This window comes from Shimia sp. R9_2, from assembly GCF_017743735.1.
Classification (GTDB): domain Bacteria; phylum Pseudomonadota; class Alphaproteobacteria; order Rhodobacterales; family Rhodobacteraceae; genus Shimia.
Window position 1 is genome coordinate 195,679 of the sequence record NZ_JAGHRO010000007.1, and the last position, 24,176, is coordinate 219,854.

Annotated in this window: 23 protein-coding genes, 1 other RNA gene and 1 riboswitch; of the genes, 8 read left to right on the top strand and 16 right to left on the bottom strand. The window is 61.0% G+C overall.

Annotated features, from left to right (window positions below; genetic code table 11):
- The first annotated feature begins 16 nt into the window (after positions 1 to 16).
- Positions 17 to 655 (top strand): MarC family protein, encoded by a 639-nt coding sequence (locus J7400_RS16590; RefSeq protein WP_209065197.1) that lies wholly within the window; start codon positions 17 to 19, stop codon positions 653 to 655.
- Between the two features lie 8 nt (positions 656 to 663).
- Here J7400_RS16590 and J7400_RS16595 read toward each other — a convergent pair whose 3' ends face one another.
- Positions 664 to 1,593 carry a glycine--tRNA ligase subunit alpha gene (locus J7400_RS16595; RefSeq protein ID WP_209065198.1) on the bottom strand — a complete coding sequence of 310 codons (930 nt, stop codon included), beginning with the start codon at positions 1,591 to 1,593 and terminating at the stop codon, positions 664 to 666.
- Between the two features lie 152 nt (positions 1,594 to 1,745).
- Between J7400_RS16595 and J7400_RS16600 the strand changes: the two genes are divergently transcribed.
- Positions 1,746 to 3,527, top strand: a complete 1,782-nt coding sequence (locus J7400_RS16600) for a serine protease (protein WP_209065199.1) — start codon at positions 1,746 to 1,748, stop codon at positions 3,525 to 3,527.
- Positions 3,528 to 3,596: 69 nt separating this feature from the next.
- Here the strand turns inward: J7400_RS16600 and J7400_RS16605 are convergent, their stop codons facing one another.
- The 4 genes from J7400_RS16605 to metZ all read right to left on the bottom strand — a co-directional run bounded on the left by J7400_RS16605 (position 3,597) and on the right by metZ (position 9,267).
- Positions 3,597 to 5,237: a 5-guanidino-2-oxopentanoate decarboxylase gene (locus J7400_RS16605; protein ID WP_247738864.1), complete on the bottom strand. Its 1,641-nt coding sequence runs from the start codon at positions 5,235 to 5,237 to the stop codon at positions 3,597 to 3,599.
- Positions 5,237 to 6,685 (bottom strand): TrkH family potassium uptake protein, encoded by a 1,449-nt coding sequence (locus J7400_RS16610; RefSeq protein WP_209065200.1) that lies wholly within the window; start codon positions 6,683 to 6,685, stop codon positions 5,237 to 5,239. The genes J7400_RS16605 and J7400_RS16610 overlap by 1 nt, the downstream gene beginning before the upstream one ends.
- Before the next feature lie 115 nt (positions 6,686 to 6,800).
- Positions 6,801 to 7,901: a GTP cyclohydrolase FolE2 gene (gene folE2, locus J7400_RS16615; protein WP_209065201.1), complete on the bottom strand. Its 1,101-nt coding sequence runs from the start codon at positions 7,899 to 7,901 to the stop codon at positions 6,801 to 6,803.
- Positions 7,902 to 8,079: 178 nt separating this feature from the next.
- Positions 8,080 to 9,267, bottom strand: a complete 1,188-nt coding sequence (gene metZ / locus J7400_RS16620) for an O-succinylhomoserine sulfhydrylase (RefSeq protein WP_209065202.1) — start codon at positions 9,265 to 9,267, stop codon at positions 8,080 to 8,082.
- Positions 9,268 to 9,334: 67 nt separating this feature from the next.
- A riboswitch (SAM riboswitch) is annotated at positions 9,335 to 9,412 on the bottom strand.
- Between the two features lie 146 nt (positions 9,413 to 9,558).
- On the opposite strand from metZ, the gene J7400_RS16625 reads away from it, so the two are divergent.
- Entirely contained in the window at positions 9,559 to 10,251 is a 693-nt protein-coding gene (locus J7400_RS16625) for a glutathione S-transferase N-terminal domain-containing protein (protein ID WP_209065203.1), read from the top strand.
- Between the two features lie 6 nt (positions 10,252 to 10,257).
- On the opposite strand, the gene J7400_RS16630 is transcribed toward J7400_RS16625, so the two are convergent.
- The 10 genes from J7400_RS16630 to J7400_RS16675 form a co-directional block, all read right to left on the bottom strand.
- Positions 10,258 to 10,866, bottom strand: a complete 609-nt coding sequence (locus J7400_RS16630; RefSeq protein WP_209065204.1) for an inner membrane-spanning protein YciB — start codon at positions 10,864 to 10,866, stop codon at positions 10,258 to 10,260.
- A 25-nt stretch (positions 10,867 to 10,891) separates the two neighbouring features.
- Positions 10,892 to 11,794: an EamA family transporter gene (locus J7400_RS16635; RefSeq protein ID WP_209065205.1), complete on the bottom strand. Its 903-nt coding sequence runs from the start codon at positions 11,792 to 11,794 to the stop codon at positions 10,892 to 10,894.
- A gap of 79 nt (positions 11,795 to 11,873) precedes the next feature.
- Positions 11,874 to 13,040 (bottom strand): signal recognition particle-docking protein FtsY, encoded by a 1,167-nt coding sequence (ftsY, locus tag J7400_RS16640; protein WP_209065206.1) that lies wholly within the window; start codon positions 13,038 to 13,040, stop codon positions 11,874 to 11,876.
- Positions 13,041 to 13,088: 48 nt separating this feature from the next.
- Positions 13,089 to 13,763 (bottom strand): lysoplasmalogenase, encoded by a 675-nt coding sequence (locus tag J7400_RS16645; RefSeq protein WP_209065207.1) that lies wholly within the window; start codon positions 13,761 to 13,763, stop codon positions 13,089 to 13,091.
- A 104-nt stretch (positions 13,764 to 13,867) separates the two neighbouring features.
- Positions 13,868 to 14,247, bottom strand: an RNA gene (gene rnpB, locus J7400_RS16650) — RNase P RNA component class A.
- 102 nt (positions 14,248 to 14,349) lie between these two features.
- Entirely contained in the window at positions 14,350 to 15,012 is a 663-nt protein-coding gene (locus J7400_RS16655; protein WP_247738865.1) for an N-acetylmuramoyl-L-alanine amidase, read from the bottom strand.
- A 4-nt stretch (positions 15,013 to 15,016) separates the two neighbouring features.
- Positions 15,017 to 15,823: a hypothetical protein gene (locus J7400_RS16660; protein ID WP_209065209.1), complete on the bottom strand. Its 807-nt coding sequence runs from the start codon at positions 15,821 to 15,823 to the stop codon at positions 15,017 to 15,019.
- Between the two features lie 34 nt (positions 15,824 to 15,857).
- Positions 15,858 to 17,345: an Asp-tRNA(Asn)/Glu-tRNA(Gln) amidotransferase subunit GatA gene (gatA, locus tag J7400_RS16665; protein WP_209065210.1), complete on the bottom strand. Its 1,488-nt coding sequence runs from the start codon at positions 17,343 to 17,345 to the stop codon at positions 15,858 to 15,860.
- A gap of 69 nt (positions 17,346 to 17,414) precedes the next feature.
- A complete protein-coding gene (gatC, locus tag J7400_RS16670; RefSeq protein WP_058239744.1) occupies positions 17,415 to 17,702 on the bottom strand; it encodes an Asp-tRNA(Asn)/Glu-tRNA(Gln) amidotransferase subunit GatC in 288 nt (95 codons plus the stop codon).
- An 85-nt stretch (positions 17,703 to 17,787) separates the two neighbouring features.
- Positions 17,788 to 18,465, bottom strand: a complete 678-nt coding sequence (locus tag J7400_RS16675) for a ceramidase domain-containing protein (protein WP_209065211.1) — start codon at positions 18,463 to 18,465, stop codon at positions 17,788 to 17,790.
- Positions 18,466 to 18,546: 81 nt separating this feature from the next.
- Between J7400_RS16675 and J7400_RS16680 the strand changes: the two genes are divergently transcribed.
- Complete coding sequence (locus J7400_RS16680; RefSeq protein WP_209065212.1) at positions 18,547 to 19,242, top strand: metal-dependent hydrolase; 696 nt, start codon at positions 18,547 to 18,549, stop codon at positions 19,240 to 19,242.
- On the top strand, positions 19,242 to 20,411 hold the full coding sequence (locus tag J7400_RS16685; RefSeq protein ID WP_209065213.1) for a M24 family metallopeptidase: 1,170 nt from the start codon (positions 19,242 to 19,244) through the stop codon (positions 20,409 to 20,411). Before J7400_RS16680 ends, J7400_RS16685 begins: the two co-directional genes overlap by 1 nt.
- A 5-nt stretch (positions 20,412 to 20,416) precedes the next feature.
- On the opposite strand, the gene J7400_RS16690 is transcribed toward J7400_RS16685, so the two are convergent.
- Positions 20,417 to 20,866 (bottom strand): nucleoside deaminase, encoded by a 450-nt coding sequence (locus J7400_RS16690; protein ID WP_209065214.1) that lies wholly within the window; start codon positions 20,864 to 20,866, stop codon positions 20,417 to 20,419.
- A 76-nt stretch (positions 20,867 to 20,942) separates the two neighbouring features.
- Here J7400_RS16690 and J7400_RS16695 point away from each other — a divergent pair, with 76 nt between their 5' ends.
- The 3 genes from J7400_RS16695 (at position 20,943) to J7400_RS16705 (ending at position 24,176) form a co-directional block, all read left to right on the top strand.
- On the top strand, positions 20,943 to 21,842 hold the full coding sequence (locus J7400_RS16695) for a pseudouridine synthase (protein ID WP_209065215.1): 900 nt from the start codon (positions 20,943 to 20,945) through the stop codon (positions 21,840 to 21,842).
- A 217-nt stretch (positions 21,843 to 22,059) separates the two neighbouring features.
- Positions 22,060 to 22,950 carry a 5-bromo-4-chloroindolyl phosphate hydrolysis family protein gene (locus J7400_RS16700; protein WP_209065216.1) on the top strand — a complete coding sequence of 297 codons (891 nt, stop codon included), beginning with the start codon at positions 22,060 to 22,062 and terminating at the stop codon, positions 22,948 to 22,950.
- Positions 22,951 to 22,979: 29 nt separating this feature from the next.
- Positions 22,980 to 24,176 carry a toxic anion resistance protein gene (locus J7400_RS16705; RefSeq protein ID WP_209065217.1) on the top strand — a complete coding sequence of 399 codons (1,197 nt, stop codon included), beginning with the start codon at positions 22,980 to 22,982 and terminating at the stop codon, positions 24,174 to 24,176.

Consider the following 24,176-nt stretch of genomic DNA (forward strand, 5'->3'; position numbering starts at 1 on the left):
CTACCAAGAGATTGAGATGCCCGATAGCTTTGCCGTGGCCATGTTCGGGGCCCTTTTTGCGGTCATGAACCCGTTTGTTAATCTGCCGATTTTCCTGAGCCTGACGGAGGAGCTTGCGCCCCCCGCGCAGCGCAAAACCGCGCTTCAGGTGGTGGTCTACACCAGCATTGCCTGCGCGATTGTCGCCGTGGCGGGCTCCGCCATCCTCGATTTCTTTGGCATTTCGGTGGACGCGTTTCGCGTCGCGGGTGGGCTGGTGCTGTTGCAGATCGGCTTTCACATGCTGAATGGCAACAACAGCAGCGCGCATCATGGCACCGAACATGAGCAAGCCGCCGTGGCCAGGGCGCCGGTGGAGAGCATCGCGTTTTATCCGATGACCTTCCCCATGCTGGTTGGCCCCGGCACGATGACCACCCTGATTCTCTATGCCCATCAGGCCAATGGCGCGACCGGCTGGGCGATCTATGCGGCCTGCGTTGCGCTTGTGGTCGGGCTGTTGGCGGTGGTGTTCCTGTTTGCAGGCAATATCGGCAAGCATCTGAGCGCCACGGCGCGCACCATCATGACGCGCCTCATGGGGCTGATCCTGATCGCCATCGCGATTGAAATGGTCGCGGACGGCGTGAAAGTGCTGTTGCCGGGCTTTGCCTAGCATAAGCCTCACGCCGCGTAGCCACCTGCCTCTGTCTGCACAAACGCATCCGCGCATTGCTTGGCCAGCGCGCGCACGCGGCCGATATAGGCCTGACGCTCGGTGACCGAAATCACCCCACGTGCATCGAGCAAGTTGAACAAGTGGGAAGCCTTGATGCACTGGTCATAAGCCGGATGCGCCATGATGATGCGCTTGCCGGTTTTGGGATCCATATGCTCCTGCGCGAGGATCTTCTCGCACTCGGCCTCAGCCTCTTCAAACTGTTTGAGCAGCACGTCGGTGTTGGCCACGTCAAAGTTCCAGCGGCTGTATTCCTGCTCGGTCTGCTTGAAAACATCGCCATACTTCAACGCAATAGGCGCATCTGGGCTGTTGAAAGGCATATCCATCACATGATCGACGCCCAAAACATACATGGCCAGACGCTCCAGACCATAGGTCAGCTCACCGGACACAGGATGGCAATCGTGCCCGCCGACCTGCTGGAAATAAGTGAACTGGCTGACTTCCATCCCGTCACACCAGACTTCCCAGCCGAGGCCCCATGCGCCGAGGGTCGGGCTTTCCCAGTCATCCTCAACAAAGCGGATGTCGTGCATCTCCATGTCGATACCGATGGCCTCAAGGCTGCCGAGGTAAAGCTCCTGCAGGTTGGGCGGGCTCGGTTTGATCAGCACCTGATACTGGTAGTAGTGCTGCAGGCGGTTTGGGTTCTCCCCATAGCGCCCGTCGGTCGGACGGCGCGACGGCTGCACATAGGCTGCGGCCCAGGCTTTGCTGCCCAGAGAGCGCAATGTGGTGGCCGGGTGGAACGTGCCTGCGCCCACTTCCATGTCATAGGGTTGCATGATGGCACAGCCTTTTTCGGCCCAGTAATTCTGAAGCCGCAGAATGATCTCCTGAAAGCTGCGAGGTTTGCTGTCGCTATGTGCCATTTTTATGCCCCTTACAAACGCGGGTCTTGCTTATGCGCAACCCTTCGCGGGGTCAATTGCAGCATGGCGTAAAATAGAGGTGCATGAGTGCAAGAACCTGTTAAACAGGCCGAGAACTACCAACGTCACGAGTTTTAGGGACTACGACCACTATGTTGCGCACTGTTTTGTCGCTGTTTGCGGCGCTCATTTTCAGCGTTTCCGCCCTCTTCGCACAGTCTTCTCAGGATGACATCGTCTGGGTCCAGCTGGAAGCCCGCCCAAGCCTCACCGAAGCCAGCGCCAATATTCGCGGCTATGCCCAACGGATGGATGACGTAAACGGATTCTCGCTTGGCGGCGGCTGGTATGCGGTGGCACTGGGGCCATACCGCCGGGAAGACGCCGAGAACGTGCTGCGGGTGTACCGCTCTGAAGGGTTGATCCCGATTGACAGCTACATCGCCCTGTCCCGCGACTATCGCAGCCAGTTCTGGCCTGTTGGTGCCAATCTGCTGACCAACCCGGAAAGCATCACGCCGGGTGCGCAGCCAGAGCAAAGCGCCAGCGTGGAGATCACCGAACAGCCGGTTGAAGCCGCTCCTGAGCCAACACAGCCTGTGGTGCAGCAGCTGCCGGATGAAACCGTGGGCCAAGCCCGCGCCAGCGAAGCCCAACTGACCCGCGCAGAAAAGATGCGCCTTCAGGAATGGCTGCAATGGGCCGGTTACTACAATTCCGCAATTGATGGCGCCTTTGGCCGCGGCACCCGCGCCTCCATGGCGAATTGGCAGGCCGACAACGGGTTTGACGCAACCGGCGTTTTGACCACGCGTCAGCGCGACACGCTGCGCCAACAATTTTACGCGGTGCTGGAAGGCATGGACCTTCAGGTGGTGCGCGATCTGGACGCGGGCATTGAGATGCTGGTGCCTCTGGGCGCGGTGTCCAAGACAGGTGCGGAATATCCGTTTGTGCAATATGAGGCGGCAAACGGCCCTGCGAAGGTGCTGCTGATCAGTCAGGCAGGCGATCAAAACACGCTGTTTGGCCTCTATGACATCATGCAAACGCTCGAAATTGTGCCGCTGAACGGCCCGCGTGAGCGCAAGAAAAGCAGCTTCGTTTTGACCGGTCAGAACGGTCAGGTGATCAGCCACACAGAGGTGTCGCTGGAGGATGGCGAAGTCAAAGGCTTCACGCTGGTCTGGCCCGATGGCGATGAAGAGCGCCGCAAACGCATTCTTGGCGAGATGCGCGCAAGCTTCACCCGTCTTGGCGGCACTCTGGATCCGGCTGCGGGCGACAGCGCGGCGCAGGACATTGATCTGCTGGCGGGGCTTCAGATCCGCAAACCCAAGCAATCACGCTCCGGCTTCTTCATCGACCGCAACGGCCATGTTTTGACCACTGCGGAGGCGGTGCAGAGCTGCTCCAAGATCACCATCGAGGAAGATTACGACGCCAAGGTCGCCGTGCTGGATGAGGCGCTTGGCGTTGCCATTCTCGCCCCCGTAAGCCCGCTCGCGCCGATTGATGTGGCCGCATTGCGCGTCGGTGCGCCGCGCATCCAATCGGATGTGGCAGTGGCTGGCTACTCCTTTGAAGGCGCGCTGGGAGCCCCCACCGTGACCTTTGGCAAACTGGCGGATGTGAAAGGCCTGCGCGGTGAGCGCGAGCTGGCACGGCTGGCGCTTGAGATCGAGCCCGGCGACTGGGGCGGCCCGGTGTTTGACGCAGGTGGCGCGGTCTTTGGCATGCTGCTGCCACGGGATGCCAAGAGCGCCCAGCAGCTGCCAAGTGACGTGAACTTTGCGGTCAACTCTGACGCGCTGCGCGCCTTGCTGGCGCAAGAAGGCATCAACGCGGGCCTGGCAAGCAGCGCCCAAAGCCTCGCGCCAGAGGATCTCAGCAAACGCGCCAGCGACATGACCGTGCTGGTCAGCTGCTGGTAAGACCTCTCCCCCTCACATGCAAAAGGCGGCCCCAAATGGAGCCGCCTTTTTTGTTTAAATACGCTCCTCTTAGCGCGCGGACAATGCGGATGTCATGCGGATCAGGGTTGGGCGATCGGCTTCAAACGCCTCGGTCAGAGCCTGCTGGAGCTCTTTGAGCGAAGCGGGTTCCTGCGCCAGACAGCCATAGCTTTCCGCGAGCTGACAGAAATTCGGATTGTGCGCGATCACCGCATTCGGGGCGATCTGGCTTTCGACCATACTGTCTTCGATCTCTTTGAGCTTGTGGTTGTCCCACAGAAGGATCGGGATCGGCAGCTTCATCTCTACGGCGGCGCCAAGTTCCTGCACGGTGTACTGAAAGCCATAATCACCCGCGATGCAGACCGTGGGTTTGCCAGGACGCGCCATTGCGCCGCCAATGGAGGCAGGCAGCGCATAGCCCAGCGTCCCAAAGCCGGTGGGGTGATGCCAATACCCAGAGCAAGGCATGTCCCAAACCTCTTTGGCGACATAGGCAAACTGTGTCATATCCGAATAGATCATCGCCTCATCCGGCATCACATCGCCAAGCGCATCGCAGATCTCTGCAATTCCGGGACGCTCCGCATCCGTTTCAGCGCGGAAGCGGGCCTTGGTTTTGGCGATCTCTGCGACATCCCATTTGGGCCTTGCGGTTGCCTCCGGGAGAGTGCTCAACAAGGCCTCGACAAATTGTTTGCCGTCACATTGGAAGGTGATGTCAGCGCGGTGGCGGTCGGCCAAAACTTCTGGGTCGATATCGACTCGCACCAAACTGCCGTGATGGCCCAATGTGTCGCGCCACAGGTCACATTCAGATAGTTCCGTCCCAATGGCGATCACCAGATCCGCACCACCAATGATGCGCTCGCTTTTGCCGCGACCGAGATAGGTGCCAAAGCTCAGAGGCTCATCCGCAGACAGCAGGCCACAGCCCGCGTAGGTCATAAACGCCGCTGCACCGCTGCGTCGCAGCAGCTCGCGCACGGCGGCATCCACCGTGGCGTTGCGTGCATGCTGCCCGTGCGCCACCAATCCGCCGCCAAAGACAAAGAGCGGTTTTCGCGCAGCTGCGAGCTTATCCTCCAAACCTGCCAGATTTGGCACGCCAGAAATGCTGGACACTGCGCTGGCGGCACCGGGGGCATGCACGCTCGACTCAACCGCCAGGCTGCCAAGAAGACCAATGGGCACCTGTATGTGTTTGGGGCGCTGCCGTTTGCCCTCAAACTCCACAAAGGCACGGTCGATCAGATCATAGGCGGCGCGGGCTGTGCGCGCCTCTTCAGACCAGTCACACACGGTGGCAGCTGCCCCGCGCTGATCGCGCATCTGGTGAAGCTGCCCGCGATGGCCGACGTGTTCGTCCAGACAGCTGGAAAGAGTCAGCACCGACACGCTGTCAGAATAGGCCTGCCCTAGGGGGGTCAGAATATTGCAAAGCCCCGGACCGGTGATCACATAGGCCACCCCCGGCTTGCCGCTCGCACGGGCATAGCCGTCAGCCATAAAGCCCGCGCCCTGCTCATGGCGCGCCAGCACATGGGTGATGCCCGCCTCCTCAATGCCGCGGTACATCTCCACATTGTGCACGCCGGGGATGCCAAAAATCACATCCACGCCACGCGCTTTCAACATGTGCGAAATCTGCGCTCCCAAGGGGCGCATCTCCTGCCCAGTCGTTGCCATCAGGCCCTCCAGAATTGAACTGTAAAGAGAACAAACACCGCCAGCAGCTCCAACCGGCCCAGCAACATGCCAGCCGACAGAAGCCATTTGGCCGTGTCATTGAGAGATGAGAAATTGCCCGCAGGGCCGATGATGTCGCCAAGCCCCGGCCCGATATTGGCAATCGCGGAGGCCGCGCCGGAGAGCGAGGTGACAAAATCAAGTCCGGTCATGCTCAGTAGCACAGCCAGCGCGCCAAGGCTCACAGTGAAGAAAACAAAGAAGGTCATCACCGAGTTCAACGCCTCTTCGTCCACCTTGCGGCCCTGATAGCGCAGGATGAAGACACCTGAAGGGTGCTGAATGCGGCGCAGCTGTACGCGGATCGCAGAGAAAAGCAGCTGATAGCGGAAGATTTTCACCGAACAGGCGGTGGAGCCCGCGCAGCCGCCGATCAAGCCGATAAAGAAGAACATGGCGACGATGAAAGAGCCCCAGTTCATGTAGTCGACACTGGCATAGCCGGTGCCGGAGATGATCGAGGTGATGTTAAAGAGCGCCTCGCGGAAGGCCTGTTCCCAGCTGTGAGGGAAGAAAGTGGTCAGGATCAGCGTGAACATCACCACCAGAATGGCAATGGTCAGCAGAAAGAGACGCACCTGACTGTCTTTGAACAGCGGCGTGGTGTTGCCGTTGACCATTTGCACATAGCGCACAAACGGCAGGGCGGAGAGGATCATGAACAGCGTTGCGACATATTCCAGCGGGCCGGAAAACGCCCCAAAGGACGCATCATAGGTGGAAAAACCACCCGTGGAGATCGTAGTCAGCGCATGCACCAAAGCATCAAAGGGGGCCATGCCCATGACGATGTAGGCCAGCATGCAGGCAAAGGTCAGACCCGCGTAAATGGTTGAGATTTGGCCCGAAATGGCCGTGGCACGGGGCAGGATCTTGCCCATGGTGTCAAAGCCCTCAGAGCGGAAGATCTGCATCCCGCCGACGCGCAATTCGGGCAGAAAGACCATGGCGACCACAATGATGCCGATGCCGCCAAGCCATTGCAGCAAGCCCCGCCACAGCAGCATGCCGCGTGGCAGCTCCTCCAGACCGGAAAACACGGTGGCGCCGGTCGTGGTCAGCCCGCTCATCGATTCAAAGACCGCATCCACCACACGCGCCTCTGTTGCGCCAAACATGAAAGGCAGCGCGCCAAACAGCGGCAGGGCCAGCCAGACGCCGGTGGTCAAAAGGAAGGTCTGTTGCAGGGTCAGCCCGTTGCCGCGCCCGTTGTGACAGGACAGCGACACAAGCACACCCGTCAGACAGGTGACAACAGCACTGACAAAAAAGGCTTCCCAATGGCGGGTGCCGTCAATCAGGTCCACCGCCATGGGCACGAACATGGTCGCCCCCAAAATGGCCACCAGCAGGCCGATAACATATCCAACAGGTCGCAAGTCTAGCATGGGCGCAGCGTTGGCGTTTGCCAAAGCCGCTGTCAAGCAACTAGAGCGGTTTGCGCTTGGCGGAAACAGTCTATGCGCCGCCCTTTTCAGCCGGTGCCCAGGCTACATGGTTTTGTCAGCCCACGTGGAACAGCGTGGTGAAAAGCTTGGGGTCAAGGCTTTCAGCAGCAAAGAGCGGCCCGTCCGTCAGCACCGACACCGCATCGTGGCTGTGCAGGCTTTCCTGATGGCTGGCGATCACTCGGAAATCTCCGATGCGCGGATCGGCTTTCAGCTGTTCACAGAACAGGCGCGCGGCGTCTTCAACAAAGATTGGATTTGCGGCGTTGAGCTCGGCAAAGGCCTGTTCATCCTCGCGCTTTACCATCACCTGCGTCTCTGTCGGAACCGCGGCGCGGGCCAGATCAATCAGATCCTCAAACCAGAGCTTTGGCTGATCCACCACTTCCACAGAGATCCGCGCCACAGAGCGTTGTGAATGCGGGGTGGCAAGCTGACCACGGGACATGCGTGCGTGCTCGCTCAGCTCCAGAGAGCAGGGACAGGTTGAGGAGTAGACATAGTCCAGATGCATGATCTTATGCATCGTGCCGCCATTCTGCACCTTCTCCAGCGCGATGTCGTAGTACTGGTACCCTGAAAGGCCAGAGCGCAGGGACTCGATCTTCATCGGATAGGAAAACCGCATCTGCAGGCGGGCGTCAAAGCTCTCCAGATCGGTGATATAGTCCGCCAGCGCGGCCTCCATCACCGAAAAGCTGAAGGTTTTTTCGGCGTGTTTGTAGAACGAGCGCATGATCCGGGACATGTTGATGCCCTTTTTGTCGGCCTCAAGGCTCACCGTGCCGGTGACGCTGGTTTCCAGCGAGATGTCGCCATTGTCGCGGGTGTGAAACCGGATCGGTAGGCGGAAATTGGAAATCCCGACGTGCTGGATCTGCTGCTTCTCACCTTTGATCAGGCTGGAAGGGCCGTTTTGCAGATCCGGCAGGGTGGCGCGGTAGTCCGGGGTCGCTTCAAAATCATGCGGATATTCGCGTGAGAGCGACGGGTAATTCACCAAAGGCTGATCGGGCAGCAGGCGGGAAATGGCAGGATCAAGCTCTGCGATCTCGGTCACCGAGGCAGTCTGGGCCCATGAGCGCAGCCGCGCAAGCGCGTCTTCGGCTTCTTCCAGCGTCACTTTCCCGTCATTCTTGGGAGACTGAATGTTCATGACCAAGCACCCTTTGCGTCCTGACCCTGACTACCTTAGTCCGTCAGGGAAAAAATAGCTAATTTCGAATTCCAATACGCGTAAAACGGCATCTTGGTTCATACTTCGCGCCTCAAAGAAAAGAGCGGCGCCCGAGTGCCTGCCTCAAGCGCCGCTCCTGCATCACGATTACATGGGCTTAGCTTTGGGCTGCTTCAAGTGCGCGAGAAATATCAGCAATCAAGTCCTGCGTGTCTTCCAGACCAACCGAGAAGCGCACCAGACCCGGCGTGATGCCAAGCTCGTCTTTCTGCACATCAGACAGACGCTGGTGCGTTGTGGTGGCCGGATGGGTGGCAATGGATTTGGCATCGCCCAGATTGTTGGAAATCACGGCAATTTCCAGCGCGTTGAGGAATTTGAATGCCGCCTCACGCCCGCCTTTGAGGTCGATGGACAGCACAGTGCCGCCTTTGCCATCCAGCTGCTTCTGTACCAGAGCCGCCTGCGCGTGGCTTGCCAGCCCCGGATAGATGGTGCGTGCCAGCGCCGGATGATCCTGCAGCGCCTCGGCAATGGCCAGCGCGCTTTCCGCCTGTGCCCGCACCCGCAGATCAATGGTTTCCAGCCCCTTGAGCATCACCCAAGCATTGAACGGGCTCATGCTGCCGCCGGTGTGCTTCATGTAGGGCTCAAGCGTGCCGCGGATGAAGTCTTTGGTGCCAAGCACCACACCACCCAGAGCGCGGCCCTGACCGTCGATATGTTTGGTGGCGGAGTAGATCACCACATCGGCACCCTGCTCGATCGCGCGGCTGAACACTGGCGTGGAGAACACATTATCCACCACAACCAGCGCGCCAACCTCATGGGCGATCTGCGCCACGGCGGTGACGTTGATCACCTCAAGCGTCGGGTTGGACATGCTTTCAAAGAACACCGCCTTGGTGTTGGGCCGCATCGCCGCCTTCCAGGCCGCGAGATCGGTGCCATCCACAAAGGTCACCTCAACACCGTAGCGGGTGAGGATGTTCTCCAAAATATAGAGACAGGAGCCAAACAGCGCCTTGGCGGAGACCACGTGGTCGCCGGCCTGCAGCATCGAGGTTAGCGCGCCGCTGACAGCCGCCATACCGCTTGCGGTGGCAAAGGCATCCTCTGCCCCTTCCAGCGCGGCAATACGCTCTTCAAACATCGCAACCGTCGGGTTGCCATAGCGCGCATAGATGAACTCATCCGGTCCGGTCTCGATAAAGCGCGCCTCGGCCTGCTCTGCGGTCTCGTAAACAAACCCCTGGGTGAGGAAGATCGCCTCGCTCACCTCGTTATACTGGCTGCGCCGCGTGCCGCCGTGCACAAGCTTCGTGCGTTTGTTCCAATCGCTCATGTCATCGTCTCCCGGGCCGTCTCTGGCTGGCCCAAATAAAAAGCCCCGTTCCGGCCAAGCGGAAGGGGGCTCCTTCATCCTGACCTCTTTAGCGGCATGTTTTACGTGGCCCGCAATCCGGTAACAAATCGCCACGCCCGCGCTTTACGCCTCAGCTCTATAAAGGTCAAGGCTGCAGCGCTGCGGTCACATTTGCTTTACTCCCTGCCGCCTCAAAAGGATGTCTCAGCACCCCCTCTTGCGGCACCGCGCGAAACCGGCATCATGGCGCACATCTCAGGAGGAGCGCCCATGTCATCTGACCCGATTGATCTTTACTACTGGCCCACGCCAAACGGCTGGAAAATCTCCATCGCGCTGGAGGAGATGGGGCTGCCCTATACGACCCATCTGATCAACATCGGCAAAGGCGATCAGTTTGCGCCCGATTTCCTGCGCATCGCGCCCAACAACCGGATGCCCGCGATTGTCGACCCGGACGGCCCGGATGGCAAACCCGCCTCGGTGTTTGAAAGCGGCGCGATCCTGACCTATCTCGCCCGAAAAACCGGCCAATTCATGGGACAAAGCGAACGCGACCGGATCGCGGTGGAAGAATGGCTGATGTGGCAGATGGGCGGCCTTGGCCCCATGGCCGGACAGACCCACCACTTCCTCAAATACGCGCCTGAAGACATTGCCTATGCCAAGGACCGCTACCGCTCCGAGGCGGCGCGGCTTTATGGCGTGCTCGACCGGCGTCTGGCGGACAACGAATATGTCGCCGGAGATTTCTACTCGATTGCGGATATGGCGATCTGGGGCTGGGCCTCGCTCTGGGAGGGGCAGGAACAAACCCTTGAGGACAAACCCCATATGGCGCGCTGGCTCAAAACCCTGTGGGAGCGCCCTGCCCTGCGCCGGGGCCGCGCCCTGCACGCAGATTTGCGCGCAGACCGCTCTGACACCTGGGTGCAGGCCGACCTGTTTGGGACCGAGGCCTAAGCCGGATCAGGTTTCTTTGGTGTCTTCTTCAATGGCGTAATCCTGAAAGATCTTGCCCTGCGTCATGAAGAAGACAAACACCGCCGCCGTCAGACCGAAGGTCTTGAAATAGACCCAAGTGTCGGTGGTTTGGGTGCGCCAGATGATTTCGTTGAGTGCCGCGAGACCAAAGAAGAAATAGGTCAGCCGCTTGGTCAGCAGCAACCAGCCTTCTTCCTTGAGCGGCATCATCTCTTCCATGACCACCTTCAAATAGCTCTGCCCGCGCAGCAGCCCAAAGCCAAGGATGCCGCCAAACAGCAGGTAGATCATGGTGGGCTTGATCTTGAAGAAGCGCTCGTCATTGAGCCAGACCGACAGGCCGCCGAACACCACAACCAGCACCAGCGTGGCGATTTGCATCTTGCTGATCTTGCCGGTCAGACGCCAGAGGATCACCGTCGTCAGGGTCAGCAGCGGGATAAAGCCGGCGGTGGCCAGAATGAAGCCGTCATAGTCGGTGCCGCCAACGGTAAAGGTCTGATCGCGCATCCGCAGATAGGCCACAAAGAAGGCCACGATCGGGCCCATCTCCAGCACCATCTTCAAAACCGGATTGATCTTCTTCTCTGCCATCGCGCGTTTCCTCTCCAAGGGCGTCCTATCCGCCCATTTCCACTATCACAGCCCCGGCTGCAATCAATGCCATCAGGGCAATCCGGCGCGGGCCAACGGTCTCTTTCAGCACCAGCCAGCCAATCAGCGCCGCAAACACAGGCGAGGTCTCCCGCAGTACGGCGGCCTCGCCGACCTTATCAAGCCGCGTGGCCAGCATCACTGAGCCAAAGCTCGCAAAGGCCACCAGCCCGCCAAAGAAGCCCCGCGTCATGAGCGGGCCCAGGGTGGGCGGGTTTTCCATCCGCCGCCAGCGCCGCGCGGCAATGACCGGAAACACCAGACCGTCGATGAAAAAGAACCACGCCAGAAAGGTAAATGGGTCTGCAGTCGCACGAATGCCATAGGCGTCATAAGTGGTGTAAAGCGCCACAAACAATCCGGTGAAGACGGCGATCACCATGGCAGAGACGAGCGTGTCCCGCCCCTCGGTCATAAAGACCATGTTATAGACCGCCAGCCCCAGAATGCCCGACATCAGGACGGCCACCCCCAGCCACTGCACCGCGCTGAAGGTTTCGCCAAAGATCAGATAAGCCCCAATCACGGTGAAAAACGGGCCAGTGCCGCGCACCACCGGATAGACCACGGTGAAAGCGCCTTTGGTATAGGCCCAGCCCTGCAACAGCTTGTAGCCGGTGTGGATCACGAAGGCCCCGGCAAAGATCGGCCACATATGCGGCTCCGGCCAAGGCACCACAAAGAGCGCGAAGGGCAGCGCCATGGCGCCATAGCTGAAATCAATCGCGCCACGTGTCAGCCAGGGATCATGCCGCCCCTTCTGAAGCGCGCCAAAAACCGCATGCAGGAAGGCGGCGGACACGGCCAGGATCAGCGCGAGCTGCTGTCCGGCCTCGGTCCCTGCGAGCGACACAAGCCATGCGCTCATTCTGGGTCATCCGCCGCGCGCAAGCGCCGGGGGTTTTCCACCCCCGGACCCCCGGAGGATATTTCAGGCAAGAGGAAGATCAGCTCTGCTCCACGCCGATCAGGGCCGTGGCAAACTCTTCTGGATCAAAGGGTTGCAGATCATCAATCTGCTCCCCCACGCCAATGGCGTGGATCGGCAGGCCGAATTTATCTGCCAGCGAGACCAGAATGCCACCTTTGGCGGTGCCATCCAGTTTGGTCATCACAAGGCCGCTGACGTCTGCAAGCTTCTGGAAGGTCTCCACCTGGCTGATCGCGTTCTGACCGGTTGTGGCATCCAGCACCAGAAGCGTATTGTGCGGCGCATCCGGGTCTTTCTTGCGGATCACACGCACGATCTTGGCGAGTTCCTCCATCAGATCCTGACGGTTCTGCAGACGGCCAGCGGTGTCGATCATCAGAAGATCCGCCCCTTCGGCCTCCGCTTTGGTCATGGCATCAAAGGCGAGGCTTGCCGGATCAGAGCCTTCCGGCGCGGTCAGCACCGGCACACCGGCGCGTTCGCCCCAGACCTGAAGCTGCTCCACGGCGGCGGCACGGAAGGTGTCGCCCGCGGCAATCACCACAGATTTGCCTGCCGCGCGGAACTGGCTGGCGAGCTTGCCAATGGTGGTGGTTTTGCCGGAGCCGTTGACGCCCACCACCAGCACAACCTGTGGCTTTGACGGATAAAGTGGCATCGGGCGCGCCACGGTTTCCATGATGCGGGACACTTCGCCCGCCAGAAGGCCTTTGATCTCCGCCGTGGAAACCTTGCGCCCCATGCGGCCTTCGGCGATGTTCGCGGTGACGCGCAGGGCGGTGTCCACCCCCATGTCAGAGGCGATCAGCAGCTCTTCAAGCTGCTCCAGCATGTCGTCGTCAAGCTCACGCTTCACCACAGGCGCGCTGCGGCCCTGTCCGGTCAGGCGCGACAGCAGACCCGGCTTGGGGGCCGGTGCGGCTTGCGGCTCAGGTGTGGGTGCTGGCGCTGGGGCCGGGCTTGGCGCGGGGGGTGAAACGGGTGTTGGCGCTTCAGCAGGCGTTTCAGTGGCAGGGGCGCTGGCCGCTGCCGGTGCCGCAGGGGATGGCTCCTGCGCAGCGTGGGATTCTGCGGGGGCTTCTGCCTCCAGTTCACCGCCATCTTCGACAATCGCTTCCAGCCCCTCCTCCAGTTTGGAAGAGGATTTGAACAACCTGTCCTTGAGCTTTGAGAAAAACGCCATGTGGGTCTCCGAAACTGTTGGGACTCAGTTAGTCTGAATTTGCAGGATTTAAAAGAGCGGCGTCTGCCAGCCGACCCCGGCCACGATGAGAAACTGCCCGACCGCATAAAACGCCCAGACCGCGACGGAGGTGAGATGATGCAGACCGGTGTTTGGTTTCATCCGGAAAAGCTGCATCGCGAGAATGGTGTCTGACAGGATAAAGCCCATCGCTCCGATCATCGCCCAGACCCGCATGTCGAGCCCAAGGGCGGCCACGCCCATGGCGCAGATCAGCACCACATAGCCGCGCACAATCCAGCGCAAGGTGCCTGTGTAGGGGCTGAGCCAGATCTCGGTGGAGAGGCCAAGCGCCACGATCGCGGGAAACAGCAGCGACGCTGTGATCGCACTGCCCCCCAGCATCCAGAAATGCACGGTATAGGCCACATGCACCAAGCCAAAGGCGGCAAGCCCCCAGAGAAACGGCCGCTCGCCATCCCGTGACAGCACCAGATCGCCAATGGCTGAGAGCACAAGCGCAACCACAATGGTGCCGGCCCCGAAACTGACCGCCACAGCCCCGGCCCAGGCCAGCAGCGGGATGGTTTTGACAATGGATTTTGCAAGGCTTTGCGGCCGATAACAGTAAAACACACCGTAGATCAGCGCGGCCAGCACACCCACCGCCAACAAAATCAGACGCAGATTTTGCCGAAAGGCGATTTCCTCAATAACACTCATACCAACTTTGGTCCGTTTTTCTTGTATTCTAGCCATGCGAAGGCTGCGCGCCGCAAGCAGATTTCCTGCATAACGCTGGGGCAAACCAACGAAGACCAAGATATTTGCACAGAGGGCCTGTAAGCCGGATTCTGTCGCGCCAGGTTGCCCCGGCGCTGATGACCATTCATCTAGGATGCCTGTTACCAGACACCTCCAGCTGCCAACCCGGATCTGCTCGGGGCAAGACACCCCTGTGACTGACGCCACGCGCGATCCCTATTTGGCATTGCTCCCGGTGGGGCTTGCCGTGCCGCTGCTGTTGCCAGCCGCGCGGTGGGCTCTTACCCCACCGTTTCACCTTAACCCTGACGGATCAGGGCAGTCTGTTCTCTGTGGCGCTTTCCCTCGGGTTGCCCCGGCCGGGCGTTACCCGGCACCGTTGCCTTGTGGAGTCCGGACTTTCCTCACGGGCTTGCGCCCCTGCGGCCATCCAGCCCTCTGTGCAAGGGCGGTGTAGGGGGTTGCAGCGGAGAGGTCAATCGCCCCCCGTTTGCGGCGCATTTGGGGGAGATGATGCGCAGTGAGTATTTTTGGCAGAATGAAGTCAGGACAGCTCTGCGGAGGCAAGCCGCGCGGCGATGCGGCCGTCCTCGGCGTCGCAGGGGCCGGAAGCCCAGGGGCGAAACCGGTCGCGGAAGGCGGCAAAGCTGGCCGCGTTGTCGACATCATAGCCAAAACACGCCGCACCTTCCGCCCAATCCTGCGTTGCGGGCGCATCATCCGGCCAGACCGCCAGACCCTGACGCGCCAGCCTGCGCCAATCAAAGCGCGGGCCTGGGTCTATTTTGCGGCCCGGTGCCAAATCGGAATGGCCAATGACGCCTGCCGGACCAATATCCCAGCGCTGCATGATCCCGCCAAGAAGCGCCTCCAGCGCGGCCATCTGGGGCGCGGCAAACGGATGGTCGCCGCGATTTGAGAGCTCAATCCCGATGGAGCGGGAGTTCACATCCCCCTGCCCCCGCCATTGCCCGGCTCCGGCGTGCCAGGCGCGCTGCTCTTCTGCCACCAGCTGGGTCACATCCCCTTGGGGAGAGATCACATAATGCGCCGACACTTCCGCTTCTGGATTGCACAGCCAGTCTATGGCGGCCTGTGTGCTCGCCATCGCGGTGTAGTGGATCACAATCAGCTCCGGGCGCGCCTCATCGCGGCGCGGGCCGAAATTCGGGGAGGGGCATTGGGCGATCTGCGAGCGCGATACCAAGAGATCAGTTCCGCGCAGCCTTGCGGAAGGGGCTTGGATCCCATTCACAGGCATAGCCGTCGCCATCCGGGTCAACGCCGAGGCGATCCACACGCGGGCCGCCGCGTTCCAGAAATGCCAATTGGGCGGCCTGATCGCTGGAGAATTTGGCGCAGGCTTTTTGATAGCGTGAGGCGCTGGTCAGCCCCAGACGGCTGTGCACTTTGGTGCCGCGCGGATGGTTTGTCGCCAGCGCATAGGCCACCACATTAGGGCCCTGCTCGCCAGAGCGTGTCGGCACGGCGGTGGGCGCAATCACGGTGTAGTTGGCCTGATTCTGTGCGCGCAAGGCGGCGTCTGCCTCAATCGAGCGGCGCTCGCCCACGGCGGCAAAATCATTTTCATCCGAAATGCCGGGGTTGGAGAACACCTGCGGTGCCGGGTTTGATGGGCTGGCCTCAAGCGGCAAGACGCCGGAGTTGGCCGAAGCCGCCGCCAGCGCCGCGGTGGTTTCATTGGCGATGGCTGCCGCCTCCGAGGCAGGCTGTGGCGCTGCCGTGGCCGTGGTGGCCAGCGGGGTCGCTGGCGCAGACGATGCAGCCGGTAGAGCGGTTTGCGAGGTGGTGACCTGAGGGGCGGCAGGCACGGTCTCGGTTGAGACCGCCTGCGCGGGTGGCAGCGCGCCACCGGCACGGGCTCCGTCATACTGTGATCGCGATTGTGGCGCGTTCACCGCATTGTCAAAACCCACGCCTGCCGCGCTGTCGGGAATGCGCGGCTGACATGCCGCCAGCGCCACAACGGCGCAGATTGCCCCAAATGTCCGTGTCATCTCTGCTCTGCCTGCTTATTGCTTGGCGGCAGACTTACCACCATTTGCCGGGTTTGGCCACAAATCCGGCGGCCTGCTCCAGCGCGTAAGCGGTGTTCAGCAGATCGCCTTCTTCCCATGGGCGCCCGATGAGCTGCAGACCGAGCGGCAGACCTTGGGAATCGAGGCCCGTTGGCACGGAAACACCCGGCAGACCGGCGAGGTTCACAGTCACGGTGAAGACGTCGTTCAGATACATCTGGATCGGATCGGCTTCAGACATTTCGCCCAGACCAAAGGCCGCAGACGGGGTGGCCGGTGTGAGAATCGCGTCGATGCCTTGGGCAAAGACGTTCTCGAAGTCCTGCTTGATCAGCGTGCGCACGCGGCGGGCACGGTTGTAGTAGGCGTCATAGAAACCGGCGGACAGCACATAGGTGCCAACCATCACACGGCGCTGCACCTCGTGGCCAAAGCCTTCGGCGCGGGTCTTTTCATACATCTCGGTGATGCCGTCCCCTGCCGCCAAAGTGGCGCGGTGGCCGTAGCGCACACCGTCATAGCGCGCGAGGTTGGAGGAAGCCTCCGCAGGCGCAATCACATAGTAAGCTGGCAGCGCGTATTTGGTGTGCGGCAGAGAGATGTCGACGATCTCAGCACCGGCCGCTTTCAGCATGTCGATGCCGTCCTGCCACAGCTTGTCGATCTCCACAGGCACGCCATCAAGGCGGTATTCTTTTGGGATGCCGATCTTTTTGCCGCGAATGTCGCCGGTCAGCATGGCTTCAAAGTTTGGCACAGCAAGTTCCGCGCTGGTGCTGTCTTTGGCGTCATGGCCACACATCGCTTCCAGCATAATCGCCGCGTCGCGCACGTCTTTGGTCATTGGGCCTGCCTGATCGAGCGAGCTGGCAAAGGCCACGATGCCCCAGCGGGAGCAACGGCCATAGGTTGGCTTGATGCCGGTGATGCCGGTGAAGGCCGCAGGCTGACGGATGGAACCGCCGGTGTCGGTGCCGGTGGCTGCAAGGCAGAGGTCTGCCGCCACAGCGGCTGCGGAGCCGCCGGAAGAACCACCCGGGGTCAGCGCGGTGTCATCATTGCCGCGACGCCATGGGTTCACCGCGTTGCCATAAACAGAGGTCTCGTTGGAAGAGCCCATCGCAAACTCATCCATGTTGAGCTTGCCGAGCATCACTGCACCAGCGTCCTGCAGCTTCTGGGAGACGGTGGATTCATACTCAGGCTTAAAGCCTTCGAGAATGCCGCTGGCCGCCTGGCTGGCGACACCTTTGGTGCAGAACAGATCTTTGATGCCAATCGGCAGGCCGCACATGTCCGGCGCGTCGCCTTGTGCAATGCGCGCATCCGCCGCCTTGGCGCGCTCAAGCGCGATTTCCGGCGTCTTGTGCACATAGGCGTTCAGCGCGTCCGCCTCGTCGATGGCTTTCAGGAAAGATTCGGTCAGCTCAACAGAGGTCACATCGCCCGCACGCAGTTTGTCACGTGCTTCTGCCAGCGTCAGTTTGGTCAATTCGGTCATTTCGGTCGCCTCTCTCTGGGGCAAAATTCGGGTCAGGTGGTCAGGATCGGATCAACGGCGTGGGCCGGATCACTCCACCACTTTGGGCACGGCAAAGAAGCCTTCGCGCGCGTCCGGCGCGTTCTTCAGGATTTTCTCCTGCTGATCGCCATCGGAAATCACATCCTCGCGGCGCTTCAGGCGCATCGGGGTGACGGACACCATCGGCTCCACACCCTCAACATCCACTTCGTTGAGCTGCTCAATGAACCCCAGCACAGCGTTGAATTCCTGCGCCAGCGCGGGCAGGTCTTTCTCTTCAACCTTGATGCGGGCCAGTTTGGCCACTTTGGCGGCGGTGCTTTCATCAATCGACATGGGGCAAGACTCTTTTGTTGCGGGCTTTCTGCGAACGTATGCTCAGCCTTTAGCGCGCGCACCGCAGCGGTGCAAGCGCTTGGCCTCACTGCGCGCGCGGATCGGCCTGTTGCACAAGATGGCGGCGCAGAACCTCGATCATCCAGCCCAGCATAATCCCGTTGAGCACATGCCACATGAAATGGGTGCCAAAGGGCACCGCCTCGCACATTGGCATATCGAGCGAGCGGAAGGTGAGAGAGGCGAGCAAAAGGCCACCGCCAATCGCCAAGCCGCGCGCCACGGTGGGCAAGCGCCCTCTCAGCGCGCGTGCATAGGCGAGTATCATCACGGGCACAGGCATATAGGCGGCCGAGACCCCAAGCAGCGGCAGATGGGAAAACAGCGGGATGGTCAGCGCGGCATAAGGAAAGAAGCCGAGCGTGGCGACAGCGGCCCAGAGCGGGCGCAGCCGCCAGAAGTGCCGGTTGGCCGCGTAAATATAGAGCAGCACATAGATCGCAATCGGCGCCACATCCGCCACTCCGGCCCAGCGCGTCGCGTAGGTGTGAAACAGAAAGCTGCCAATGCCGATGAGCGCGAGAATGACACAGAGCGTGCGCGCCAGTGTTTTCCCGCCAACCACCGGCACATCGCGCAGACGCCCCCACATCCAGAGCGCGGCCAGAACAAAGGCGGCATTTGTCACCGCATTCACGGGTTCCGCCCAAAAAGCCGGGCTCATGCGCTCACAATAGGCGTCCACCTGCGCTGTCCAATCCATGCGGCCTGCCCCTTCCGTCCTGATCTCTTTTCTTGTCACGCGCCCGTGCTAGTCTGACCATACATCAGAAGGAGAAACAGTATGAAAATCATCTGGCTGGGGCATGGCTCCTTTCGCATTGAAACCGCCAATCTGGTGCTGCTGATCGATCCTTGGCTGACGGGCAATCCGATGTTGCCTGAGGATCAGCATGAGGCCGCTGTTGCAGGGGCGACGCATCTCATCCTGACCCATGCGCATTTTGACCATGTGGCCGATATGCTGCCGCTGGCGCGCAAGCTGTCCTGCCCCATCGTTGGCCAATATGACTTGATGGCCTATTGGAATGAACACGAACATCTGGAAACAGTCGGTTTTAACAAAGGCGGCACGGTGGAGCTTGGCGAAGGCGTGACCCTCTCCATGGTTGCGGCATCCCACAGCTCCACCTTCGGCAGCGATGAAGGACCAAAGGCGGCAGGCTCGGAGGTGGGCTATATGCTGAAGGCAGAAGGGCGCACGGTCTATATCTCCGGTGACACAGACATCATGGCCGATATGGACTGGATGGGAGACTATTATCAGCCCGACATCGGCATCCTCTCCGCCGGGGGCCACTTCACCATGGACATGAAAGGCGCAGCCTATGCAGCCAAGCGCTATTTCAACTTCAAAACCGTGATCCCTTGCCACTACCGCACCTTCCCGATTCTGGCGCAATCCGCCGATGATCTGCGCGCGGGCCTGCCGGATGTGGAGGTCATCGAACCCGAGGTCATGCAGGCCATCGACATCTGATGCCCGCCACGGACTTTTCCGCTGAAGAATACACTGCGCGCCTCACCAAGACGCGCCGCGCCATGGCGGCGCAAGGGGTCGACACGCTGATTGTGGCGGACCCTTCGAACATGGCCTGGCTCACCGGCTATGACGGCTGGAGCTTTTACGTGCCTCAGGCGGTGATTGTCCCTGCGACGGGTGATCCGATCTGGTGGGGCCGCCCGCAGGACAAGGCAGGCGCGGCGCAAACCACATGGCTGTCGGCAGAGAACCTCCTTGATTGGCCCGAGGCGCATGTCCAACACCCTGACCATCACCCTTATGAGGCGCTGGTGACGCATCTTCAGGCGCGCGGGCTGACCCGCAACATCGGCGTGGAGATGGACAATTATTATTACTCTGCCAAATCCCATGCGGTGCTGATGGAGGCGTTTGGATCGCTCACCGATGCGACCAGCCTCGTGAACTGGCAACGCGCGGTGAAAAGCCCTGCCGAACTGGCGATGATGCGCAAGGCCGGACGACTCACCGCGCATATGCATGCCACTTTGCGTGCCGGTTTTTGCGCAGGCCGCCCTAAAAACGAGCTGGTGGCAGAGGTGCAAGCCGCCGGGATTGCGGGCATTGACGGTATTGCAGGTGACTACCCCGCCATCGCCCCCATCGCACCCTCGGGCACAGAGGCCTCTGCCGCCCATATCACGTGGAACGACCGCCCGCTGCGCTCTGGCGAAGCGACCTATTTTGAAATCTCAGGCTGCTTTCACCGCTACCATTGCCCCGCCAGCCGCACGCTTTATATGGGCACGCCGCCTGCAGACATCCGCCGCGCCGAAGAGGCTGTTTTGCGAGCCATTGAGGATGCCTTTGGTGCGGCCAAACCCGGCGCCACCTGCGAAGAGGTCGCCGCCTGCGTCTATGACAGCTTTGCGCGTGCGGGCTACAAAAAAGACAACCGCACCGGCTATCCCATCGGCCTAAGCTATCCGCCGGATTGGGGGGAGCGCAGCATGAGCCTGCGCCCCGGCGATACCACGGAGCTGGAAACAGGCATGACCTTTCACCTCATGCCCGGTCTCTGGACACCGGATTGGGGCGTGGCGATCACCGAAAGCTTTGAGGTCACCGAAACTGGCGGTGTGCCGCTGGCCGAGATCCCGCGCGAGATTTTTGTGGCAAAGACTTAGGCAGCTCAACGGCGCGCGGCAAAGAAGCCTTTGAGAAGCGCTTCGCTTTCCGCCGCTGCGAGGCCGTCATAGATTTCGGGCACATGGTGGCATTGCGCGTGAGCAAAGACGCGCGGTCCCTGCGCCACGCCGCCGCTTTTGGGATCGCCCGCGCCATAATAGAGCCGCGCAATCCGCGCCTGGCTGATCGCACTGGCGCACATCGGGCAAGGCTCCAGCGTCACATAGAGATCACAGCCGACCAGCCGCTCGCTGCCAAGCGCCGCGCAGGCCGCGCGCATGGCCAGAATTTCGGCATGTGCGGTCGGGTCATGGTCTTCGCGTGTGCGATTGCCTGCTTTTGCCAGCACCTGCCCATCCGGACCAACAACCACCGCCCCCACGGGCACCTCGCCGCGAGTAGCGGCGGCGCGGGCCTCAGCCAGCGCAAGATCCATATGGGAGGTAAATGTCATATCCCTGACATGCCTTGCCACGCGCTGCTGCGCAATCCCCCTTCCCCGCTTGCGCTTTCCCCGTTACATGGGGGCCATGACCCAAAAACCGCCCTCCTCCCGCCGCGCTGGCAAACCACAGCGCCCTGATCGCCCTGCGAAAGCGCCTCACAAATCCGGCCCGCGTGGTGCAAAGCCCGGCACGGCAAAGCCCGCCGCTGCAACGCCCAGCCCGGATGGCGACCGCATTGCCAAGGTTCTGGCACGCGCCGGTGTGGCCTCGCGCCGCGATGCGGAGCGCATGATCGAGGCGGGTCGGGTCAGCGTGAACGGCAAAAAACTCACGAGCCCCGCGCTGAATGTGACCGATAAAGATCGCATCACGTTCGACGGCAAAGCCATCGGCACGCCGGATCACGAGCGGCTTTGGCTCTATCACAAGCCGTCGGGCCTTGTGACCACCAACCGGGACGAGAAGGGCCGCGAGACCATCTTTGACAAGCTGCCGGAAAACCTGCCGCGTGTGATGACTGTCGGGCGGCTTGACCTCAACTCCGAAGGCCTGCTTTTGCTGACCAATGATGGCGGGGTCAAACGCAAGCTGGAGCTGCCAAGCACCGGCTGGCTGCGCAAATACCGCGTGCGCATCAATGGCCGTCCCACCGACGAGACATTTGCGCCGCTGCGCAAGGGCATCGAAGTTGAGGGCGAGCGTTTCCAGCCGATGGACATCACGCTGGACCGTCAGCAGGGCGCAAACGCCTGGGTCACGATTGGTCTGCGCGAAGGCAAAAACCGCGAAATCCGCCGCGCGATGGAGGCCATCGGCCTCACCGTGAACCGGCTCATTCGCACCTCCTATGGCCCGTTCCAATTGGGCCAGCTCAAACCCGGCGAGGTCGAAGAGGTGCGCCGCCGCGTGGTGCGCGACCAGCTTGGTCTTGAGGATGCGGTGGCCCCGGAAACCCGCCGCAAACCCACGCGCCGCCGCCGCTGACCCTGCCTTGGCGCCCAAGCTCTGCGCTTTAGGCAAAGTTCCGCAAGAATGAGCCATACCCGCAGAACTTCCCCCTAGCCTTTGGGGGGCAGAGTTCTTAAGTTTCTCTGTAACTTAGCGAGGGTTGGAGCCACATGTCCTCAAGCGGTTTGCAACGGCTGGCCTTTGGTCTGCTTGTCATGTTGATCTTATATGTCTCCGTGACAGGAGGCGCATGATGGCGCAGAAGTTCGGCGGAAAATACAGCCCTGACGGGCATCAGCAAGCACCACAACCCGCGTCCAGCGGGGGGGTTCGCGGTGCCAAACGCAGCCGCGTCGGTGGCCGCGTCAACCTGCTGTTCATCGCGCCTTTGCCCTTGATTTGGCAGGCTTTTACCTCAGAGCCGGTGGTTATGCTGCAATATCTCGCAGCGCTTGGTGTCTTGCTGTTGGCGGCCTGGATGACCCGCGAAGGGCTGTTTGCCCAAGAGGCCTATGACGCCCGCAAGGTGGCCCGCCGCCCTGCCCTGCCACGCAAGATGCTCGGCTCTGTGCTGACCGCCGCTGGCCTTGGTCTGGCGGGCATCGCAGGTCATGGCCCGCTGGATGCCATTATCTTTGCGGTGATTGGCGGCGTGCTGCATGGCTTTGCCTTTGGCCTTGATCCCATGCGGGACAAAGGCATGGATGGGGTCAACAGCCACCAGACTGACCGCGTGGCGCGTGCCGTGGAAGAGGCCGAAGCGCATCTGGCTGCCATGCGTGAGGCCATCATGCGGGCTGGCGACCGGGCGCTGGAGCGGCGTGTGGATGCGTTTCAAACCACCGCACGCGATCTCTTTCGCACGGTTGAAGAAGATCCCCGCGACCTGACCGCGGCACGGCGCTATCTTGGCGTCTATCTGCTTGGCGCACGTGACGCGACGATCAAATTTGCCGACCTCTACAGCCGGACACAGGACGCCAAAGCGCGTGCCGACTATGCCGCGCTGCTGGATGATCTGGAAAAGAACTTTGCCGCCCGCACCCAAAAGCTGCTTTTGGAGGATCGCGGGGACTTGAATGTGGAAATTGATGTCCTGCGGGAGCGCCTGGAACGCGAAGGCCTGCATCAGGACACTCTGTAAGCGATTACCGACCGGAAAGGTGGATTTAAATGTCTGAGACCGTGCGCAAAAAAGCCCAAGCCGCTGTGGCGGAAATCACCGAAGCAACCATTTCTCTGCCCGAACCTGTGGAGGCCAACGCGGTTGTGCCGCTCGCCGAGGCAGACGCGCCTGTGTCTGTGGAAATCAGCAAACGCATGGCTGAGCTCGATATGGACAACACCACGTCCATTGTGTCTTTCGGCTCTGCGGCACAGGCGGAACTGCAAACGATTTCGCAGGCCATGCTGCAGGATGTGCGCAACAAGGATGTTGGCCCCGCCGGAGACAGCCTGCGCAATATCGTGACCACGATCCGGGGCTTTTCCGTCTCTGAGCTGGATGTGCGCCGCGAGCGCAGCTTCTGGGAGAAGCTTGTGGGACGGGCTGCGCCCTTTGCCAAATTCACCGCGCGGTTTGAAGAGGTGCAGGATCAGATCGACCGGATCACCGACGATCTGCTGAGCCATGAGCACACGCTGCTCAAAGACATCAAATCGCTCGATCTGCTCTATGAGAAAACCCTCAACTTCTATGACGAGCTGGCGCTTTATATCGCAGCAGGCGAGGCCAAGATTGCGGAGCTGGATGGCACCGACATCCCTGCCAAAGAAGCTGAGGTCGCCGCAGCGGATGAAAATGCCCAGGTGATGAAAGCCCAGGAGCTGCGCGATCTGCGCGCGGCGCGTGATGATCTGGAGCGGCGGGTGCATGACCTGAAACTGACCCGTCAGGTCACCATGCAGTCCCTGCCTTCGATCCGCCTTGTGCAGGAAAACGACAAATCTCTGGTGACCAAGATCAACTCCACCCTGGTCAATACGGTGCCGCTCTGGGAAACCCAGCTGGCGCAGGCGGTGACCATTCAGCGCTCTGCCGAAGCGGCGGCTGCGGTGCGCGATGCCAATGACCTGACCAACGAGCTGCTGACCGCCAACGCCAAGAACCTGCGCGACACCAATAAAGCGGTGCGCACCGAAATGGAGCGTGGCGTGTTTGACATTGAGGCGGTCAAAACCGCCAATGCCGAGCTGATTGCCACCATCAATGAATCGCTGCAGATCGCAGATGCGGGCAAAGCCAAACGCGCAGCTGCGGAAGAGGACATGAAGAAGATGGAAGCGGAGCTGCGCGACACGCTGGCCTCCGCCAAAGCCCGTCAGGACGGTCTGGGGGACACCGCCGCAACCTCCGTGCCCAAAGCGTGA

Coding starts and splice junctions, on each gene's coding strand:
- J7400_RS16590 (WP_209065197.1), top strand. CDS start 17: ATGCCCGATAGCTTTGCCGTGGCCATGTTCGGGGCCCTTTTTGCGGTC.
- J7400_RS16595 (WP_209065198.1), bottom strand. CDS start 1,593: ATGGCACATAGCGACAGCAAACCTCGCAGCTTTCAGGAGATCATTCTG.
- J7400_RS16600 (WP_209065199.1), top strand. CDS start 1,746: ATGTTGCGCACTGTTTTGTCGCTGTTTGCGGCGCTCATTTTCAGCGTT.
- J7400_RS16605 (WP_247738864.1), bottom strand. CDS start 5,237: ATGGCAACGACTGGGCAGGAGATGCGCCCCTTGGGAGCGCAGATTTCG.
- J7400_RS16610 (WP_209065200.1), bottom strand. CDS start 6,685: ATGCTAGACTTGCGACCTGTTGGATATGTTATCGGCCTGCTGGTGGCC.
- folE2 (WP_209065201.1), bottom strand. CDS start 7,901: ATGAACATTCAGTCTCCCAAGAATGACGGGAAAGTGACGCTGGAAGAA.
- metZ (WP_209065202.1), bottom strand. CDS start 9,267: ATGAGCGATTGGAACAAACGCACGAAGCTTGTGCACGGCGGCACGCGG.
- J7400_RS16625 (WP_209065203.1), top strand. CDS start 9,559: ATGTCATCTGACCCGATTGATCTTTACTACTGGCCCACGCCAAACGGC.
- J7400_RS16630 (WP_209065204.1), bottom strand. CDS start 10,866: ATGGCAGAGAAGAAGATCAATCCGGTTTTGAAGATGGTGCTGGAGATG.
- J7400_RS16635 (WP_209065205.1), bottom strand. CDS start 11,794: ATGAGCGCATGGCTTGTGTCGCTCGCAGGGACCGAGGCCGGACAGCAG.
- ftsY (WP_209065206.1), bottom strand. CDS start 13,040: ATGGCGTTTTTCTCAAAGCTCAAGGACAGGTTGTTCAAATCCTCTTCC.
- J7400_RS16645 (WP_209065207.1), bottom strand. CDS start 13,763: ATGAGTGTTATTGAGGAAATCGCCTTTCGGCAAAATCTGCGTCTGATT.
- J7400_RS16660 (WP_209065209.1), bottom strand. CDS start 15,823: ATGACACGGACATTTGGGGCAATCTGCGCCGTTGTGGCGCTGGCGGCA.
- gatA (WP_209065210.1), bottom strand. CDS start 17,345: ATGACCGAATTGACCAAACTGACGCTGGCAGAAGCACGTGACAAACTG.
- gatC (WP_058239744.1), bottom strand. CDS start 17,702: ATGTCGATTGATGAAAGCACCGCCGCCAAAGTGGCCAAACTGGCCCGC.
- J7400_RS16675 (WP_209065211.1), bottom strand. CDS start 18,465: ATGGATTGGACAGCGCAGGTGGACGCCTATTGTGAGCGCATGAGCCCG.
- J7400_RS16680 (WP_209065212.1), top strand. CDS start 18,547: ATGAAAATCATCTGGCTGGGGCATGGCTCCTTTCGCATTGAAACCGCC.
- J7400_RS16685 (WP_209065213.1), top strand. CDS start 19,242: ATGCCCGCCACGGACTTTTCCGCTGAAGAATACACTGCGCGCCTCACC.
- J7400_RS16690 (WP_209065214.1), bottom strand. CDS start 20,866: ATGACATTTACCTCCCATATGGATCTTGCGCTGGCTGAGGCCCGCGCC.
- J7400_RS16695 (WP_209065215.1), top strand. CDS start 20,943: ATGACCCAAAAACCGCCCTCCTCCCGCCGCGCTGGCAAACCACAGCGC.
- J7400_RS16700 (WP_209065216.1), top strand. CDS start 22,060: ATGGCGCAGAAGTTCGGCGGAAAATACAGCCCTGACGGGCATCAGCAA.
- J7400_RS16705 (WP_209065217.1), top strand. CDS start 22,980: ATGTCTGAGACCGTGCGCAAAAAAGCCCAAGCCGCTGTGGCGGAAATC.